Here is a 19814-nt window from a genome sequence, read left to right as displayed (position 1 = left end):
ACGAACCAAAGTATAAGTGAATGAAACATAAGCTAACTATTTTTTGAGTGTACGTTTCATCCAAAAATTCTTATACCACGGTGTCATTCGCAAAAGTGCAATTGGTTTATTTCCACTTAAAAACAATCCCCGTCCGTTTTTAAGGGTTCTTACGGCTTCAATTGAAAGCAACGGTTTCCTTATGCCTTTATGTGTATTCGTTGGGAAATAGGTACTGTCTCCGCCCTCTATGGTGCACCCAACTTTTTGAGAAATCATTTGACAGGTTTCTAAGCTAAGACCTGGAAAATACAGGTGATTCTTAGTGTTAGAGATAATCGTATCACTATCATCCTTATATAAGGATTTCAACTGTCTCATTGATTGCAAAATCAACGAAACCGAAACTTTACGTTTCCGTAATACCGTGATATAATTTGCTAGTTTGGGAATAAAAATATTCCCTGCCTCATCAAGCAGTAGATATTGCACTAAATCAGATTTTTTGGGCATTTTTATTAGTTCTTCAAATACGCCTCTGAAGAGTAATGACAAGTACAAGGAGTACTCCTTTATTCTATCTTCACTTACGCACACATAGAGAATATGGGGCGTTTTTCTAAATTCAGCGAAATCAATATCACTCTCCAATGCAACCGTTTTAAGCGTATTGGTAGCGATTGGCGATAATGCCGTGCGAGCGGTACTCACAATATTACCTAACAGCTTTTGAGGTTGGCTTATAATTGCTTTGTACTCCTGCCACGTTTCAGCATCTAAATGGTTTGATAACTCTGCCGTCAATGCTTCTTTGTCACTCTCATTAAGCCTATTAATCATAGTATATACATACAAGAGGTTTTTGTGTTCGGGGCGATGAAGCACACTTACCAATAAGACATATATCAAACTTTTAGCCGCTTCATTCCAAAACCGACTACTCGCAGATTCTTGTGGAAATGCACTTGAAAGAATACCGTCGCTTATCATTTTCATATCTTCATTAGTAGTAGCGGTACTCAATGGATTGAAATGTGAACTTAACGAAGTGTCAATAAGGTTTATACATTTCACCGTAAAGTACTTGGACAGTGATTTATGAGTTAAACTATAAAGTTCCTGCGATGGGTCTATAACAAACATCGAAGCATTACGAATTACCATTAAATTAGGCACCACAAAAGCTGTAGACTTCCCATATCCAGTAGCGCCAAGCACTATTGTGCCTTGTAGAGAATCTTTTTCTGAGATACGATTTCTCCCATCAATTACTAATCCTTTCTTATGGCGATTTAACAAAGAAAATCGTTCAATGCCCGATAAAAATTTCGCGGATTTTTGCGTGTGTGCATAAGAGGAAAAAGTCATATTAATAGGGTGTTATTAATGAATAGATTGGTTTGATGTTGGTTAGCGTTCTAAATCTTGAGAACGTTCATTTTGACAGTCAAGTTGGCGTATCTCATTCATCCGCTTAAGGACAGTAAACGTTTCTTGATACAGCGGAATCCCGAGACTTTTTAGCCTGTAATTTTGGTTGTTATAGATAATACTTGATAGCATACCATTTCGTTTGAATACCTTGAATTCTGATTGCTGATTAAGACGTATTTCAAATTCTTCAACCGTAGCACTTTTCTGTAAAATCTTACCAACCAATTGTGCTAACCACTCTTTGGTTTGATTTCTATTTTTGATAGGCTTTGCCAACTGTTGTAAACGCCTTTTACGACGATATTTCTCAGGTAATAATTGCTCAATTTCGTGTTCTGGCAAATACACGGTACTTTGGTGCAGTTCTGGCAATTCTCTTAATGTCCAACGCTCCATTTCTCTACGAATATGATAGTACCTTTCATTATCCATTCGCATATCACTACTACGAGAACTTTCTAAGAAGTTTGAGGTTAAGAGTATATGAATATGATAATGTTTACCATCTTCAATATGAGGCACACAAATAGCTTTACTCAGACCTTGTGGGTCTCGTAGTTTAAGGTATTGGCCACAAATACTTTGTAATGATTTACGCGATAAATCCCGTGAATTTTCGCGAGAAAAGCTAAGAATTTCGTGATAGCGAAACACTTTTTTTCGTTTAGCTGTTTTGGTTAAATACTTGGCAGTTGTGTTGAATTCAGAAATAATACTTTTTCTATCAGTACCAGTAGTAATATTCTGGAACACGAACCATTGATGTTCTGGAATATTCGACATTCCATTAATCGTATAATCAACCGAATACGTCGCATCTCGCATTGTGTGTCTGAGGCTCTTAATTATCATTTAAACAGGGTTAAAATTTCTTGAATATCATCTGCGTAGGCAGGGTTTTTAAGTAACGTATTACGCACCACTTCTTTTACAGGAATAGGCATATCGTAAATCTTTACAATCGCTTGTTGCATTTCTGCAAAATTGGTTCTGACTTTTTCAATAATTTCTGGCGAAATTTTGGTATGGTCTGCATTACATAGATGGGCTAGTTGGTTCAAATTCGTACCGTATCTAACGAGTAATATTTTCACCTCGCTTGTCTGGTTGTCAGTCGGTAACACTAATTCATTACTGGCTTGAGCCAATGCTAATTCTCGTACCATTGTCGAAAATGGTTTCTCATTTTTCTCAGCTTTTTGTAATAGCAATTGATATTGTTCTTTAGAGAAAATTATGACCCGATGGACTTTGGTTTCTCGATACTGTTTTGCGTATTGTTTACGTTCTTCTGCTGTCATATCGTCGGATTAATAAATAAGTAAAATCACCAATGATTACATTGGTTTAAAAGGTTCTGAAAACGAGGTGTTTGTTTATACCACAGAACACTCTGATTTCCCTAATAAAAAAATTACCGCTCTAATGTGTCATCACGAGACTGGGTTTGCTCGTTAATTTTTTGGATTTCTTTCATTCGGTTTTCGTGTCGTTCTTTGCTACGCATATTCTCAATTTCATACGAAAACCCTGCTAGGGTTGCGTGATACGAAACATCCTTACTTTGTTCTAAAATCATAGTAAATAGAATTTCTTTGGTAAGGTCTTGCTTGTCAGTAGATATGAGCTTTGCTAATGATACTCCAACATTAAACCCTTTGCAGTACTGCTTTTGAAAGCGTACATCTTCTGTATTTTTATTTTTGAACATAACTTAAAACGGTTTTTGCGAGTGTTTTTCTAAATATTCAAGCACTGATTCACGCTTATATAAAATCAATTTTTTCATAGGCTGAGTGAACTCAATAAGTCCATTATTACGCATCGACTGAAGTGTGGTAGGGCTTTTTACAGATAGTAACTTCATTGTTTCCTGTCCAGTTATCCAAATCTTGTCTTTTAGTTGTAGTTCTGACATCAATTCGATAATCGAGGATTTTATCTCTTCTTTTAAATCAAGCTTATTTACCAGCATTAACTCAAGTTTTTTATCTTCTAAATTCATATTGAAATGTTTTAAAAGCAGTTCTCCCAAGCTCTGAGAGAACTGCTTGCGTGGTTAATTATAGGTTGGCTACGATTTTTACAGATTTTACTCCCTTTGAAATGAGGTAGCTTTTGAAAACTGATGAAATAAGCCTAAAACTTTCGTCAGTTTTCGCTACTGGTTGATACACGATAATGATATCCATTTTTTCAAGTGATTGTGTGATGGGGGTGTGCTTTTCAAGTATGCCTATTAAAAAATCATCAGATTTTTTAAGCTGTCGCATTTGCTTGGCGTTATAGGCTGAAAATAGGGCACTATTATCTAGTAAATCCGACTGAATAATTACGATTTGATTATCCGCCTTATTTCCAGCAATCTTATTAATGGTCGTATTGATATTAATAAACAAATTTGAGGTAGGTCTATCAAATTCTACATTGTTCAATTGCGCAATACCCTCATCGATAGATTGCAGATACTTTTTAATGGCATTTTTTCTACGGTATTTATTAAAAGTCGCAGGATTTGCTGGCGCTAAGGTTTTGGAAAATTCTTGATTCATAGACACCTCACTTAATATGGAATGTGAGTACGTGAATTGTAATGATTTTGGATTATCATTTAAGCCACTTAATTCAGCCACTTTTTGAGCATTAAAATCTAATTGAGTACTGTTTTCTGCCGAAGCGGTTACATCTACTAATAGATAGATTTCACTCGTTGTAATTGGTTCATCTGAGGTGCAACCGATGACGATTGCACACACACATAAAAAGGCTATTGTTTTAAAAAAAGTTTTCATAATTATTCGTTGTTTTCTGGGTTAATATTGAATGAATATGAGGTATCATCTCCATCTTGATTTTGGATGTGAATATCCCACGTAGTTGGTTTTTCTGATGTTTTTTGTACATCTGGTGTGGTAGCAGGAATTGGATTATCAAGAAGTTCTATGTCATCGAATGGATTTATAAGGTTGTTAAGGTTTGTGATAACCATTTGATTATTTCCTCCAGTACGATACATATTTACCGAATTCACTAATTGCGCCACAGCCCCCTTATACCCTGCATTTGCTTGTGAATAAAAAGCTTTGGCTTGTGCTAATTCTGCATTGAAGCCCAAAACAGCATTTTTAAGCTCATCATTCTTTTTTGTAATATTTGTTTGAAACGGTTTAATCAGTTGAGCGTACTGTTTTGTTACTGATTTCTTTTTGGTTTCTCTGGTTTTAAAAGAGTTGGTTATTTCATTTTGTAGACGCTTATACTCCTTAGTATCCTTATCTAATTGTGCTTTTATTACAGCGTGTTTTTCATTGTCAGAAACCTTTTGAGGCGATGGATAAACAAATAATTTACAAAGTAAAATTCCGATATAAAACGCTAAGTTGAACATCATAAAATGAAACCCTGTTAGTTCAAACAAACCACCATCAGCAACCTCTAATTGCATTAATGAAGAACGAATTGAACCAACAACAAAATAGACAATGGCTATTAGAAGGAAAATTCCAATACTTGAAAAAATCTTAGCCTGTTTGGAGAATTTTTGACTGCGAATAATATTTGCTTTTCCAACACCTGACATTGCTGATACCATAGCAATTGCAAGCCCCATAAAAAACGGCGCAGGTTCTGAAAACCCAGCAAACGAAAAACTATCTTGGTTGGCGTAAATTTCGCCTCCCATAATGATAAGAATAATAATATAAGCTGCTATTTTACTCGCTTTTAGGTTATGCTTCTTTTGGGAAGACAATTCCGTTCTCCCGTTTTTTATTTCAGTTTTTAGAATGTCTTGACGGTCTTTTTTGTCTTGGATATCGTCATCGTGATTAGTATTGAGTTCATCAATTACTGTTTGACATTCGTCTTCTAGCCTTGTGATTTCTTCGGTATCGCTTATCCCTGTAATACCTTTGTTTTCAAAATCATCGAGTTCATCAAAATGTGATTTATGAATACTTAGGTTTTTGAGGTAGATAGTAGCAACATCATCTAATGTTACCTGAAATGAAGCATTAATATGTGCAATAGGTGACAATTCATTAATGTTACCAACTTCATTCGTAAGTGTTTGAGCGATATTTTTAGCATTGTCGCCAATCCACGTTTCTGATTGTTTACGTGTGGTATCTAACTCTTTTGATGGATTAATAAGCGTTAGTTTCTCTGTTTTTTGTTTTTTAAAATTGAGTATATTCATAACCGTATGTTTTTATTGATTGCAGTGTAATAGCACAACCATTGTTTATTTCTTAGTTTTATTTTTTCTACGTGATAATTGCTGACAAAAGCCTCATTGAGTAATATTATATTTCTCACAGATTTTGATGCTAAAAATTTTGAAAGCATTTCAAGTTTTATGTCTAAATCAAGGGTACTCCTGTAGAAATTACCAAAGAGAACAGGATACTTGTTTTGCAATTTGGTTAGAAATGATACGGGCATAACGCCCGTATCATTTGCTGTTTTAATAAGTTTCATTAGAATGATTTGATGAATTTTTGTTTTGAAAATGTTTCTCGTATATCTCACGAGCTTTTAACACTGCGTATGAGTTACGTTGAGTAAATGTCCCTGTGGTTTGAAGAGTTGGTAATTCAATCCCATCTCCTATAACCTTATCGCCTCTTAAAATGGCTTTTCTGATATCTTCTATACTAATATTCATATCTTTATGTATTATTTATGTTAATGTGTGCTTAAATGAATTCACTTGCGATTTTTGTACACTACGAAACTATGAGAGATGAAAAGCGAAAAGAAATGAAGCGTTGAAATAAATTTATAACCAACAGTAAATCAACAAGATAAAAAAGACTAAAGTCGGACTTTAGTCAGTAGCAGTAAATGAATAAACAAAAAACAACTGAGCCAGCACATATAAGATATGATGAGCAACTTATAGAATACTTAAAGGTTTTTTTGCGAGGAAATAATAAAGATAAGAGTACCTTATATAAGGTAATTTTTAAAAGTAACTTAGAACCTCCAAAGTCAACACTTAAAAATGCTTTTAATCCTAATAAAGACAGACTTACTCTGAATATTGTTAAGTTGCTTTTTGTTTTTGTTTTAAAAAAAGAAATTGAAAAGAATAAAGAGTTAAGGGATATTCTAATCTCACTTAATCAGCTATTAGCAAGGTTCAATTGGGAAGATTTAACAACTGCAAATCAAACAGAAATTATTAAAATATTAGAGGTCAATTCAAATCATACATTTGAATTTTCTGAAATTGATGGTGAAAATCTATTACTATTTAAAGGTATACTGACAAGGAAAATCTTATCGTATAATAATCAAAAGATTATTCTTGATTCAATTATTGAAGAAGTAGTAATCACAAAACAAAAAGTCATCTATAAAAAAGCTGAAAAAGAAGTTTCAGAAACAAATTCCGCGAAAGACACTATAGAATCAAGAATCAGGGTTAATAGCTATTTTGATATTGTTAACGAGATACTGCCTGTATTTGTAGGGCGAGAATTTGTCTTTAAAAAAATTGATGAATTTATATCAAGAAATAACAAAGGATATTTCTATGTTAGAGCAAATCCTGGAATCGGAAAGACATCATTATCTATAAAATTAGTTGAGAATACTGGATATCCTTTTCATATAATCAATCCGCAACACAATAATACAGACAGATATACTAAAGATTTTATATCAAATATTTGTGCTCAATTAATTAAGAAATACCATTTGCCATTTGAACAGTTTCCAGAGAATTATGGTGATGATGGAGGTTTTCTCCATACTGTTTTACGAGTGGTTTCTAATAAGGTCAAAAATGACGAAAAAGTCGTTATTGTTGTTGATGGTTTGGACGAATTAAAGCAAGAAGAATTGACTTTTTTTGCTAAAGAGAATATACTACATCTTCCTAGTACACTACCTAAGAATATTTTCTTTGTTATCACAATGCGTAAGTTGTTCAAAAAAGGCATCAAACTTCCTTCCGAAATAGATGATGAATATCTTATTGAAGACTTAGGAGAAGATAACAAGAAAGATGTTCGCGAATACATCAAGATAGCATCAAATGACAAACGCTTTGGGAAGTATCTAAAAACACATAAAGTATCAAAAAAGGAATTTCTTAAAACTTTAGAAGAAAAAAGTGAAGGAAACTTTATGTACTTAAAGTATATTTTTCGAGAAATTTTAGAAGGTGATTATGAAGATGTTAGTCTTGAAGAATTACCACAAGGGTTAGAGGGATACTATAAAGAACACTGGGATAGGATGATGACAAAGGCTGATGGAATTAGTGAAGATGTAAAACGGAAAACAATATATGTTTTATCTGATATGAAAGTACCAATTAATAGTGATTTTCTAACAGATATCATCAAATTAGATACAGAAACTATAACCAATGTTGAAATTCAGCAAATTTTAAATAATTGGTCTCAATTTTTAAATGAGACCGATGATGAAAACTATACTTTTTATCATAAAAGTTTTCTCGATTTTTTAGCAAGCGATAAACTCATAAAAGCTGTTGGAAAAGATTTTACAAAAGAAGCCAAATCCCTCAAATTAAAATATTACAAGAGTATTAAAGATGAAGCATTAGGTAAAAATGCTTAATAAAAACAGAAAGGTTCTTTGTTAAGTTTAAATAGAAAAATAGAATTTTTAAGAGAGATAATTGACTTGTCTCTTTTTGAAGGTGAATACGAACAAAGTCAAGACTATCTCTTGGATTATGATTTTATTAAAGAAAAAATAATTTATGTAGGTATTCAAGAGCTTATAAAAGATTACAAAAAATTATTAAACCATACTATTTCTAATTTAGACAAAAAAGAAGCATTAGAAACAATATTATCTTCTTTAGAGCAATCTTCTCATATCCTTAAAGACCATCCTAAACAAATTAATTCACAACTAATTGGGTTTTTAGAAAAAGCAAACAATCCTTATATAGATGATATTATCGAAACTATAGAAGATAAAACGAAAGGAGTTTGGTTACGCCCTTTAATCCCAAGCCTAACAACTCAACAGGGTGGACTTGAAAAGGTATTCATAGGACATATTGATGATATTACTGCTCTCCAAGTTAGTAATAACAAAAAACACATTATATCTGGAACATCTAAAGGAGTTATTAAAATTTGGGATATCGAATCTAAAGAAAATATTCGCACATTTAAAAATGATGAAACTGAGGGAGTAATACTGAAACTCAAAGAAATTAATACAAATTCCTTTTTATCGCTTTCCCATAACTATGAAACAATCACATTAACATTATGGAATATTAAAAAAGAAGAAGTTTTTAAAAGTATTTCGTGGCAAAGTAAAAATACTTATGATTCTCAAAGTCAAATTGAAATAAGCCCTTGCAAAAAATACGTCATTACTAATAGACGTCCTGAATCGCTTGAAATAGTTATTTTAAAAATACCTACTCTAGAAATTTTTCAAGTAATATCACAACCAAAAAACGGCATAGATTATTATGCAACATATGAGAATTATAAAGGGACAAAAAAGACATCGAGAGTAATTACAGGTTATTACAAATGGAGCAATAAAATATCTAGTTACAAAGCATTTCTAAATATCTATGACATTAGATTTGGAAAATACAGAAAGGTAAAGTCTCTTAAAGTTAATGGCGATTGTGGTACGCATAAAATAATTATTCAGAAATCAAGTAGCAATTGTGTTCTTTGGAGTTTAGATGGGGAGACAAAAATCATCTCCTTAAAAACTAAAAAAGAAATATTCTCTATTACTCAAAAATTAGGCGAAAAAGTATTATTGAATGACGTTGTGCCATCTACAGATGGAAAAAGATTGATACTATTCTACAGTAATGCAACGGTAGATATTTGGGATATAAATAAGAGTAAAAAAGTAAAAAGATATTCTAATTATAACAAAATGAATATTGAATTCTCATTAAAAAATGAACGTTTTTTTACTTGGGGTGGCGATGAAAAATTAATCGTTTGGGATTTGTACAAGGGAGAAGTGTTAAATGAACTAGATGGGTGGAGATTTGTCAACAAAATAAAATCAATTGATGACGAGCAGTTAGTATCATCACAGAATGAATTTATTAACCTATGGGATATAACAAAGAACACTCAAAAAACATCTCTTAACCATAATGCAAGTGTTACTGGAGTAATACAATATAAACATAATAAAATTATAAGTGTATCGAAAGACAGGACAATAAAAATAATTGATTTAGATACATTGTCTGTAGACAAAATTTTAAAAGAAAGTATTTTTTCAATTACTAATCTTCAATTTTATAAAGAGAGTGGTAAGCCTTTTATAGTAATAACATCGGGAGAATCTTTTGACCCAAATTCATTTATTGAGATATGGGATATTACAACAGGAGAATGTATTTCTAAATTTGAGGCGCACACAATGGAAGTGTCAAAAATGCAATTAACTAAAAAAGGCAAATTTGCTATTACAATATCCTGGGATAAAACAGCAAAGATTTGGGATTTAAATAATGAAGAGTGCATTCATACACTTCCTGTAAATAATTACGAAAAAGATAAAATTGGTGGATTTGGGATAACTTTTGAAACTTATAATCACGAACAAAACCTCGTAACAGGAAGTACAAACGGAACTCTCCGTCTTTGGGATTTGAAAAACGGCAAATTAATTAAGGAACTTGAGAAACATTCTGGTCTTATAACGTCTATTAATATCAGCTATAGTGGTGATTATGCATTGTCGAGTTCAGAAGACGGATTGATAATGTTATGGAATTTACATACACTTAAAGGTCGTATTATTGGAAACAACAACAGTAAAAAATATGATAACACACAGTTTTTACCTAAAAAATATAATTCAAGTCCTCACTTCCCTTCAACTTTTAAAAGAGACAATTTAGAAACACATTGCATAACATCATTATCAAATGGAGATATTGAATTATTCGATATTGAATTTAGAGAGTGTATAAAAGTTTTCAAGGGACACTCTAACGAAATTATTCATTTATTCATTTTGGAGAATGTCCCACATCTAATTTCAGTATCATATTCAGGTGAAATAATACTCTGGAATATTTTTACAGGTAAGAAAATTTCTTCTCTTTTTATTGGAAGAAGTGTTACATCTGCAATAATTACTAAAGACGAACGAATGTTAATTATAGGTGAATTTAACGGGCAAATGCATTTTTTAAGTCTGGGTGACGATAAATCTACTAGACTAAAAATAGTGTAGTTATTAATTTAGACTTCAAAACACATCAAATAAAACCACTTCATTCTGTACCTATTCTGTACCCGTTGTAATAAAAAAAGCTTCACATTTCTGTGAAGCCTTGATTTTACTAGTAGCGGGAACTGGACTCGAACCAGTGACCTTCGGGTTATGAGCCCGACGAGCTACCTACTGCTCTATCCCGCGATATGGGTTTATCTTCAAGTAATCTTCGGGTTCTGAGCCCGACGAGCTAACTATCTGGGCTAAGCCCGCGATATGGGTTCCAAAAAAATCTACGTAGCTTTTAACTCTCGGTTCATAATGCCGACAGATTTATTTCGGATTGCAAATATACAACCCTTTTTTAGTATTGCAATAATTTATAGTGAAAAATGAATTATTTAATTTCAGATATCCATGAAATGGCATCTAACCTTTCTTCAGAAGTAAAGTTTTTAATGGTAACGCCTGCTACAAGAGTATCTATAACACCAAGCGCATGAATCCATTTTCTATTGGTTACCAATGCAATTTTTTCAAATCTATGTTGGTGCTCTACAGGAAATAAGGTAGCTATTACAATAGCATTCAAAGAAAAACGCTCAATGCCAGAATCTTCTAGATATAAATTAATGGTATCGTGTGTTTTAAATTTCTTTAATATTTCGTTTTTTAATTCTTCAATGGCCACTTTATCCATGACACCATCTATGATGTAACCAACGGTCTCTTCTGAAAAACTAAAATTTAAAAACATAGGAGGAGTATTATATCAAAAATAGAGGAAATCTCTTATAAAATAAAAGATTACAATAGTTTTTTACTGCTCAATAGGTGCTGCTGTAAAACCTTCCAATTCCATAGCACTAAATTGGGTGCTTATCTGTATCGGATTACAACATACCTCACAGTCTTCAACATAACTTGCACTAATAGAAGGATCTAATAGCATAGAGATCTCTTCCCAACAATACGGACACTGAAAATGATGTTCAAACATACACTACTATTATGTTAGTTCTTCAAGCTGCATGGTTACAATTTCCCAATCTTCCATGAGCTTTACTACTTTGTCTTTTTTAGCTTGATAGTTTTCAAAAAAGTTAGGTTGCGCAATGGTAGCGTCATAATTAATTGCCAACTCCACATCTACCTCTTTAATCTCGCGTTCTAACTTATTGATATTGCTTTCTATCTTACTCAATCTATTGGTTAAGGACTTTTGCTTTTTTTGGTCTTCATATGATTGCTTTCCAGACGTTGCTTTTTTAGTATCCGCATTTGCCACCATAGTACGTTTCTCTGCTTCTCGTAAATTTTGCAGGTTTCGTTGCTCTAAGAAATACTCAATATCGCCTAGATACTCTTTAATTTTATGGTCTTTAAACTCGTATACTTTATCGGTTAAGCCTTGCAAGAAATCTCTATCGTGGCTCACTAGCAAAAGAGTCCCTTCAAAATTTTTTAAGGCATCTTTTAATACATTCTTTGATTTTATATCAAGGTGGTTGGTAGGCTCATCCATGACCAACACATTAAATGGTTGGAGTAATAATTTAGCCAAAGCCAATCGGTTGCGCTCTCCTCCACTTAAAACACGCACATACTTCTCAACCTCATCACCTCTAAACAAAAACGATCCTAAAATATTTCGCACCAAAGGCCTTGTGCGCTCGTCTGCTGCATCTAGCATGGTATCTTCAACTGTTTTGGTGCCATCCAGGTAGTCTGCTTGGTTTTGAGCAAAATATCCTATCTGCACATTATGCCCCAAATCCATAGTTCCGCCATGTTCAATCTCGTCTACAATAATCTTAGCTAGTGTAGATTTTCCTTGTCCGTTTTGACCTACAAAAGCTATTTTAGTGTCTCGCTCTACAAATAAATCAACACCGCGTAACACCTCATTCTCTCCATAGCTTTTAGATATCTTCTTGGCTTCAATAACAACTTTACCTGGGGTAATACTTACTGGAAAACGCAAAGACATTACACTGTTATCATCTTCATCTACTTCTATTCTATCTATCTTATCAAGTTTTTTTATAAGTGATTGTGCCATGGTGGCTTTGCTAGCCTTCGCTCTAAATTTTTCAATAAGTTTTTCGGTCTGCTCAATTTGTTTTTGTTGGTTCTTTTGAGAAGCCAATTGCTGCTCTCTTAACTCTTGTCGTTGCACTAGGTACTTTGTATACGGTTTATTATAGTCGTATATTTTCCCTAATGATATTTCAATAGTTCTATTGGTTACATTATCCAAAAACATTTTATCGTGACTTACTACCACTACTGCACCAGCATAATTTTTCAGGAACTCTTCTAACCATAAAATAGACTCTATATCTAAGTGGTTGGTAGGCTCATCTAGGAGTAAAATATCATTGTTTTGTAACAGTAGCTTTGCCAACTCAATACGCATGCGCCATCCTCCAGAAAAAGTTTCGGTCACTTTATTGAAATCTTGACGCTGAAACCCTAATCCCTGCAAGATTCTTTCAGTTTCTCCTTGGTAATTATAGCCCCCTAAAATTTCGTATTGATGCTGCACATCATTTAAATCGATCATAAGTTGGTTGTATCCTTCACTCTCATAATCTGTTCTAGTGGCAAGTTGGGTGTTGATGTCTTCTAAGGTAGCCTCGAGTTTTTTAATTTCAGTAAACGCCTCATACGATTCTTCTAAAACAGTACGGCCTTTTGTAAAATCTATGTCCTGTTTTAAAAAGCCAATAGATACTTCTTTATCCATGGCTATAGCTCCTTCGTCATACTCTTGTTCTCCAGAGATAATTTTTAGCAAGGTAGATTTACCTGCACCATTTTTACCTACCAATCCTACACGAGTACCTCCTGTAAGTTGAAACGTTATTTTTTCAAACAGATAGGTTCCTTGAAATGAGACAGATAGATTGTGTATATTAAGCATAATTTATTTTGATAACTTCTCCCTAGAAACAGCCTAGTAGCGTTTGCAAAGATGCTTATTTTTGTAGTGGTAAAAAAACTAAAAACGATGTATGAAAGGAACAAAACTCTATAGTATTTTCACTGGCACTTGTCCCGTTTGTCACAGCGCAAAAATGTACAAAAACAAAAATGCATACGCCATATCTCAAACGCTTGAGATGCATGAACGTTGCACGCATTGTGATACAAAATTTAAAATAGAACCTTCTTTTTTTTACGGTGCCATGTACGTAAGTTATGCAGTTGGAATTGCCTTTGCCGTTGCTGCATTTACAATTTCTTACGGCATGCTAGAAACTAGCCTCACCACCGCATTTATTGCCATCGTGGGTACCCTTATCGCCTTTCTACCCATTATTACGAGGATTTCTAGAAACATTTGGATCAATTTCTTTATGAAATATGATAAGTCTAAAGTATAGTTTCTGAAATTTTAAAAATCAAGAAGCATTAGCCCACGAACCTTTTAATATCAATAACCTCTGGAAGTGGCGTATCATTTTCTAAGAAGTCGAATAACTGCTCTGCCAATAAAGGTGCCATCGAGAGACCTCGCGTGCCCAAACCGTTTAAAAAAGAAATGGTTGTATCGTCTTGCAAACACCCTATAAGTGGTTTCCTATCTTTTACCGTTGGGCGAATTCCTGTAACCTGATCTACGACTTCAAAATCGCAAGCAATCATTCTTTTTATTTTTTCTGAAATTTCCTCGCGTGCTTGTTGTGTTATGTTGCTCGAAAAATCGTCTCGCCCATAGCTTGCCCCTACCTTGTACGAATCGTCTCCTAACGGAATCATCATGACAGGGCCTTTTAAAATGGCTTTACTTTTTAATGCTGGCGCTTTTATAATAACATACTCCCCTTTGTTGCCAACAAATACCTTCTTCCCTTCTGGGGAGATTGGTAAGGTAAAGTATGGGTTATCTGTTACTCCAGCACCTTCGGCAAATACTATTTTGGAAGCAACAATGTCTTTGTACTGCACACCATCTTTTGATATTTCTAGAGCATCATGCCTAAAATCTTCCTGCTCGAATTGATGCTTTGCTTTTAAAAATTCTTTAAAAGCGTTTAGTAAAGAAGCTGGATGAATGGTTTTAGCCTCTTGCACAGCGCCAAGACCAAAAGGAGCTTGAATAGCAAGGTTGTGGTTTGCTAAAATTTCCGAAGAGAGAAATCGAGATAATACTGCTTTGTCACTCGCAATCATCCAATTATTTTGCTCTTCTATACTTGCCAAAATTCTGTACATGGAAGCATCAAAAAGAACATTTTCTTGCAAGTCCTTTTCTAGAGAGATATAAAATGGATGTGCTTTTGCAATAAAGGCCTCACTATTCCAAGCAGCTGTAAACCGTTTTAACACGGTTGGATTAAGTACACCTCCAGAAGCCGATGTAGCGCCTGGGATATCTTTATCGAAAACCACAAAAGACCTACCTTGATCTCGCAGTGTTTTTGCAAATGCCAATCCGCCAATACCCAATCCAACAATGATGTAGTCTACTTTTTTCAAGTCACAAATATACAAGTATAGGACATAAAAAAACCGAAAATATACTTTTCGGTTTTTTAATAATCTTATGTTTAAAAAGGTCTACTCGTAAGCTACTACGGCATTAATTGGACCAACTTGTGCATTGTATGCTAAATTGTCTTCAGAGACATACATTGCAATCAAAGTTAAGTTTTCTTTTACGTAGTCAGCAGGAATTGTGTTGTTGTATGTAACAGAATATTCTTCAAGTGCTCCTGCTCCAGGGATATCATCTCCAAGTACAGCAGAGAAAGCCATGCGTAATGTATGGTTGTGCTCAAAATCTGGAATAGGGTTTCCAAGACCAAAATAAGGGCTGGTAGGATCTGAATCATAATAATTTTCTTGATCGTACAAAATTCCATCCTCTAATAAGTACACAACGAGTTTATCACCACTGTTAATTCCAGTTTCAGAAATCACATTTACTTGTGTCACCAACTGGTCGCCATCTAATTTTGAATTAAATGATATCGATGACGTTGTATTTACACCAGCAGATTCTATAGCATCTTCTACAAAATATGGAGAAAACCAAAATTCGGATCTGTCAATGCGCGCTTGTGGTAATCCATCGATTTCAAAAGCGTCACGAAGAATCTCTACATCATCAAAATGCATAGGATCTGGGTTAGAATTAGCAGTAATGTGAATGGCAACGATAGCTAAATCATCACTTAAGGCTGAAGCCTCTTCGATAGCTGCTGCAACACTAGGACAAAATCCACACCATGTTCCTGTATAATCCTCTAGGACTACCTTTCTTTTTGGTATAATTACTTTAAAGGTTTCTGGTGCAGTTGTTACCGGAGTTCCATCAACTTCGTAGGTTGCATACGCTACGAATTCGCCTTCTTCACTTGAGGTAAACACATTTCCATCGATAGCAGTATCATTCACAAAAAAAGTAGCGTCTGCAGTAACATCTGTACCGTCTTCTGTGATTACTGTAAATGGAATTTCTTGGTTTCTCAAAGATGCAGGTCGCACAAAATTTTGAACGGTAATTTCAACAACCTCTTCGGTGAGTGGAACATTTTCTTCTGACTTGCTGCACGAAATAATCAGCGTCGAAACAACTAATAATGAGCAGATTAGTAATAAATTTTTATTTTTCATATTTCTTGGCATTTTTATTGTTCTTACAAATATAATGGATTTTATTGTTTATTCTTTACAAAAAAACTCTCCAAATTAACTCATATCTCTTACTATTTAGTAAAATATTAACTATTATTGTTTAAAAATTAAAACTCAAGAAAATGAAAAAAATTGCATTACTTCTATCCCTAACTTTTTCACTAACAACATTTGCTCAAGAAGAGCTACCAACTATTGACTTAATAACACTTGATGGAACTACAACTTCTGTTCAAGAAGCCGCAAATAAAGACGGTGTGACCATTGTTTCGCTCTGGGCTACTTGGTGTGTTCCATGTATAAAAGAACTAGACGCCATAAGTGACATTTATGACGAATGGATTGATGAAACTGGTGTAAAATTAATTGCAGTATCTGTAGATGATAGCAGAACAGTAAAAAGAGTAAAACCTCTTATCAATGGTAAAGGATGGGAATATGAAATTTTACTAGACACAAACAACGATCTTAAAAGAGCATTAGGAGCTTCAACTGTGCCCTTAACTATTGTTATTAAAAACAATAAAATTGTATACAGACATTCTGGATATAATCCTGGAGCAGAAAACGAACTTTATGAGAAAGTAAAAGAATATTCTTCAAAATAATTCTGCACAAAAACACACGCTTACTAAACCAATCAAACTGACACCAATTATGAAATATATACTTGTTGGTATTGCTATGTTATATAGCAGCCTAGCTATTTCTCAAAACACAAACGACGGCTACTTTTTTGGAGGCTTTGAATCTAATTCTCAATGGCTCCTTTATGATGAAGGACTTAATTTCGAGCAGCCAGATGATGCTTTTAGAGCAAATAACTACCTACAAATGGCCTACACGTTTAAAAACTTTACAGCCGGCATTCAATACGAGGCTTACCTTCCTGATGCCTTGTTAGGATACTCTACTGTATTCGCTAATGGGAATGGCGTTGGAACATACTACTTGAATTATAAGAATGAAAAAATAGATGTTACTGGAGGATATTTTTATGATCAATTTGGTAGTGGTCTCGTGTTTCGTTCTTGGGAAGAAAGACAGTTAGGTATCAATAATGCTATTAGAGGAGTACGTGTGAAGTACAATCCAACTAATTATTTAGACTTCACGGCACTTTATGGACAACAAAGAGTTGGGTTTGATGTTTCAAACGGAACGCTTCAAGGACTTGATGGAAACATAGATCTAAGTCAAGCCTTTGGTGTTAAAGGTATTGATCTAAAAATGGGTGCTAGTTATGTAGGACGCTACCAAGAAGTAGGAACACAAACCGAACTTCCAAGCAATGTAAATGTTATTGGAGGTAGATTAGATGTCGTAAAGGGTAACTTTTACGGAGGTATTGAAGTAGCATCAAAATCTAAAGATGCATTGTTCTTTGAAGGACAATTGGTTTCTCCTAAATTGTACGATGGTACTGCACTTCAATTCAATCTTGGTTATGCTCAAAAAGGATTAGGAATTAACGGTACTTTTAGAAGGTTAGAAAACTTCAATTTCTTTGCAGACAGAGAAGCTGCTGGAAACCAGTTTAATGATCAAGTTGTGAATTACCTTCCTGGTCTTACGAAACAACAAGACTATTTACTTACAAACATATATGTATACAACCCTCAGCCTGCTTTGGTCATAGAAAATGCAGAGCAACGTGCTGGAGAGCTTGGAGGACAAGTAGATGTATACTACACCCTTAAAAAGGGATCTCTTCTAGGAGGAAAATACGGAACAAAAATTGCCGCAAACTTCTCTTATTTTGGAGCTTTAGACGCAGAATATAATGTAGAAAATAGGTTTTATGAAGCTAAGTTTATTGGAAGCAGCCCAAGATATTATAGAGATTTCAATGTAGAAATAAAGAAAAAATGGTCTAAAACATTTAGTTCGGTATTTACATATCAAAATGTATACATAGATAAATCTATAGCTTTAGGTGGTTTCTTAGGAACACAAGGAGAAATCAAGTCTAATGTTGGAGTAGTAGAAGGAACATATAAATTAGGTGGAGGAAAATCTATTAGAGCAGTTGGTCAGCACCTATGGACTAGACAAGATCAACAAAATTGGGCTGCACTAGTTTTAGAATATAATTTTAATTCAAATTGGGCAGTATATGCATACGACAATTGGAATTATAGAGAATCTGGTTACAGTGGAGAAGAATCACGAATTCATTACTACAGTCTTGGTGGTAGTTATACCAAAGGAAATTCTCGTGTCTCTATGAATTACGGAAGACAACGTGGAGGTCTTATTTGCGTAGGTGGTGTTTGTAGATTTGTACCTGAGAGTAATGGTGTTAGCGCCAGTTTAAATATCGCTTTCTAAAAGAAATACATATCATAAAAAAAGAGGTCATCGTGACGATGACCTCTTTTTTTATGATACAAGCATGTCTTCTATTCAAACAATAGCAATTATCTTTTCGCTTAGATACAGTACTGCATCACATAAACGTTCATAAAGGCAATTTAACAGTCATGCCTTCTCAAAGAAAGAAAGACAACTAAACATTCACTCCATTTTTAAGCACATAACTTGGATATATACCTCTATATGTATCGTTTTAAACTATGTGACAAACAAGTTAATGTCTCATAAAAACAGAGTTTAAAGGGAAGGTAAATCGTAAGAAATTGCGAATAAGAAAAAGAGGTGAGGTCACTCTTTTTATACTATTCTCTTAGTTTCCTCATGTAAAATATCTTTTTTAAGAGTATTCGTTTTGGTCATGAATGCATAAAAGATTCTAGCGCATAAAAAAATGCCCAATGTATACATTGGGCATTTTGATAATATATTGTTTGATACGATTATTTCTTTACCACTTTTACGGTTTCTGAAACATTAGCGTCATTTATAACAGTTACAAAATACATATCTGAAGGTAAATCAGTCATTGGTATTCTCTTTGTACCTGGCTTAATTTTTTTGTCTTTTAATTTACGACCTGTCTTATCATGGATACGTACAGTAGCACCTTCTAAAACAGTTAATTCTAGGTAGTCACTAATTAAGGTCGCTGTAATTTCAAAATTAACAGTAGCGTTATCATTAAGTCCAAGACTTGGGTCGTATCTGTAAGTAATAAAAAATTCATTTCCTACCTCGGTAGCTCCAGATTGATCTGTTTGGTAGTATCTAAAAGCGTATTCCTTAGGTGAAGTACTTACTTCTATATTTGCCAAGTGGTTGCCTGGTAACGTTTGTGCTCCTTGAGCAATAAACTCGCTTCCGTTGTTAGGGAATTTTTGACCTTCAGTAATTCCAGTGTAACAAAGTCCAAAACAAATTTCAAAATCTGAACCATCAGATCCAGTAATTGAAAGGCTTTCTGCTTTCATGAAAATTCCATCTGTAGCGTTATCATTTCTAACAAAGTATGAAAAAAATCCATCAGGATCTCCAACTTGATCTTGACCAAATACAACAGTTGTTCCACTATCTACTGGAACACCATCAACGTCTAAAAAAGTAAACTGTGCACTTACGTTAGCCGAAACCAGACACATAGCGATTAGTAATATTTTAAATTTCATAGCATTTCA

Annotated in this window: 19 protein-coding genes and 1 tRNA gene; 5 read left to right on the top strand and 15 right to left on the bottom strand. The window is 33.9% G+C overall.

Annotation, left to right across the window (positions count from 1 at the left end; translation table 11 throughout):
* Positions 1-36 precede the first annotated feature (36 nt).
* From ACY2RS_RS12980 to ACY2RS_RS12945, 8 genes are all read right to left on the bottom strand, one after another.
* Positions 37-1278 carry a type IV secretory system conjugative DNA transfer family protein gene (locus ACY2RS_RS12980; protein WP_490099094.1) on the bottom strand — a complete coding sequence of 414 codons (1242 nt, stop codon included), beginning with the start codon at positions 1276-1278 and terminating at the stop codon, positions 37-39.
* 111 nt (positions 1279-1389) lie between these two features.
* On the bottom strand, positions 1390-2238 hold the full coding sequence (locus ACY2RS_RS12975; protein WP_490099093.1) for a relaxase/mobilization nuclease domain-containing protein: 849 nt from the start codon (positions 2236-2238) through the stop codon (positions 1390-1392).
* A gap of 23 nt (positions 2239-2261) precedes the next feature.
* Entirely contained in the window at positions 2262-2714 is a 453-nt protein-coding gene (locus ACY2RS_RS12970; RefSeq protein ID WP_490099092.1) for a hypothetical protein, read from the bottom strand.
* Positions 2715-2827: 113 nt separating this feature from the next.
* Positions 2828-3124, bottom strand: a complete 297-nt coding sequence (locus ACY2RS_RS12965; RefSeq protein WP_490099091.1) for a hypothetical protein — start codon at positions 3122-3124, stop codon at positions 2828-2830.
* A gap of 3 nt (positions 3125-3127) precedes the next feature.
* A complete protein-coding gene (locus ACY2RS_RS12960) occupies positions 3128-3418 on the bottom strand; it encodes a helix-turn-helix domain-containing protein (RefSeq protein ID WP_490099090.1) in 291 nt (96 codons plus the stop codon).
* A gap of 58 nt (positions 3419-3476) precedes the next feature.
* Complete coding sequence (locus ACY2RS_RS12955) at positions 3477-4205, bottom strand: hypothetical protein (protein ID WP_490099089.1); 729 nt, start codon at positions 4203-4205, stop codon at positions 3477-3479.
* A 2-nt stretch (positions 4206-4207) separates the two neighbouring features.
* Positions 4208-5611 (bottom strand): hypothetical protein, encoded by a 1404-nt coding sequence (locus tag ACY2RS_RS12950; RefSeq protein ID WP_490099088.1) that lies wholly within the window; start codon positions 5609-5611, stop codon positions 4208-4210.
* Positions 5612-5878: 267 nt separating this feature from the next.
* The gene (locus tag ACY2RS_RS12945) at positions 5879-6079 is read right to left on the bottom strand and encodes a hypothetical protein (RefSeq protein ID WP_490099087.1); all 201 of its coding nucleotides are present in this window, start codon (positions 6077-6079) and stop codon (positions 5879-5881) included.
* A gap of 179 nt (positions 6080-6258) precedes the next feature.
* Here ACY2RS_RS12945 and ACY2RS_RS12940 point away from each other — a divergent pair, with 179 nt between their 5' ends.
* Together ACY2RS_RS12940 and ACY2RS_RS12935 are read left to right on the top strand one after the other, a co-directional pair.
* Positions 6259-8007 (top strand): NACHT domain-containing protein, encoded by a 1749-nt coding sequence (locus tag ACY2RS_RS12940; protein WP_490099086.1) that lies wholly within the window; start codon positions 6259-6261, stop codon positions 8005-8007.
* An 18-nt stretch (positions 8008-8025) separates the two neighbouring features.
* Positions 8026-10635, top strand: a complete 2610-nt coding sequence (locus ACY2RS_RS12935; RefSeq protein WP_490099085.1) for a hypothetical protein — start codon at positions 8026-8028, stop codon at positions 10633-10635.
* 113 nt (positions 10636-10748) lie between these two features.
* Here ACY2RS_RS12935 and ACY2RS_RS12930 read toward each other — a convergent pair.
* From ACY2RS_RS12930 to ACY2RS_RS12915, 4 genes are all read right to left on the bottom strand, one after another.
* Positions 10749-10821, bottom strand: a tRNA-Met gene (locus ACY2RS_RS12930).
* A 193-nt stretch (positions 10822-11014) separates the two neighbouring features.
* The gene (locus ACY2RS_RS12925) at positions 11015-11374 is read right to left on the bottom strand and encodes a SpoIIAA family protein (protein ID WP_490099084.1); all 360 of its coding nucleotides are present in this window, start codon (positions 11372-11374) and stop codon (positions 11015-11017) included.
* 63 nt (positions 11375-11437) lie between these two features.
* Entirely contained in the window at positions 11438-11617 is a 180-nt protein-coding gene (locus ACY2RS_RS12920; RefSeq protein ID WP_490099083.1) for a zinc ribbon domain-containing protein, read from the bottom strand.
* A 9-nt stretch (positions 11618-11626) separates the two neighbouring features.
* On the bottom strand, positions 11627-13543 hold the full coding sequence (locus tag ACY2RS_RS12915; RefSeq protein WP_490099082.1) for an ABC-F family ATP-binding cassette domain-containing protein: 1917 nt from the start codon (positions 13541-13543) through the stop codon (positions 11627-11629).
* 91 nt (positions 13544-13634) lie between these two features.
* Between ACY2RS_RS12915 and ACY2RS_RS12910 the strand changes: the two genes are divergently transcribed.
* Positions 13635-14006, top strand: a complete 372-nt coding sequence (locus tag ACY2RS_RS12910; RefSeq protein ID WP_490099081.1) for a DUF983 domain-containing protein — start codon at positions 13635-13637, stop codon at positions 14004-14006.
* A 28-nt stretch (positions 14007-14034) separates the two neighbouring features.
* On the opposite strand, the gene ACY2RS_RS12905 is transcribed toward ACY2RS_RS12910, so the two are convergent.
* Positions 14035-15102, bottom strand: a complete 1068-nt coding sequence (locus ACY2RS_RS12905; protein WP_490099080.1) for an NAD(P)/FAD-dependent oxidoreductase — start codon at positions 15100-15102, stop codon at positions 14035-14037.
* A gap of 81 nt (positions 15103-15183) precedes the next feature.
* Positions 15184-16242, bottom strand: a complete 1059-nt coding sequence (locus ACY2RS_RS12900; RefSeq protein WP_490099079.1) for an Omp28-related outer membrane protein — start codon at positions 16240-16242, stop codon at positions 15184-15186.
* 143 nt (positions 16243-16385) lie between these two features.
* On the opposite strand from ACY2RS_RS12900, the gene ACY2RS_RS12895 reads away from it, so the two are divergent.
* Both ACY2RS_RS12895 and ACY2RS_RS12890 read left to right on the top strand, forming a co-directional pair.
* Positions 16386-16871: a TlpA family protein disulfide reductase gene (locus ACY2RS_RS12895; RefSeq protein WP_490099078.1), complete on the top strand. Its 486-nt coding sequence runs from the start codon at positions 16386-16388 to the stop codon at positions 16869-16871.
* Positions 16872-16920: 49 nt separating this feature from the next.
* Positions 16921-18594 carry a DUF6029 family protein gene (locus tag ACY2RS_RS12890; protein WP_490099077.1) on the top strand — a complete coding sequence of 558 codons (1674 nt, stop codon included), beginning with the start codon at positions 16921-16923 and terminating at the stop codon, positions 18592-18594.
* A 485-nt stretch (positions 18595-19079) separates the two neighbouring features.
* Here the strand turns inward: ACY2RS_RS12890 and ACY2RS_RS12885 are convergent, their stop codons facing one another.
* Positions 19080-19805: a T9SS type A sorting domain-containing protein gene (locus tag ACY2RS_RS12885; RefSeq protein ID WP_490099076.1), complete on the bottom strand. Its 726-nt coding sequence runs from the start codon at positions 19803-19805 to the stop codon at positions 19080-19082.
* Positions 19806-19814: the final 9 nt, after the last annotated feature.

Source organism: Patiriisocius sp. 208BN25-11, from assembly GCF_058147145.1.
Note: the sequence above shows the minus strand (reverse complement) of the source record. Positions and strands in the feature narration are given on the sequence as shown.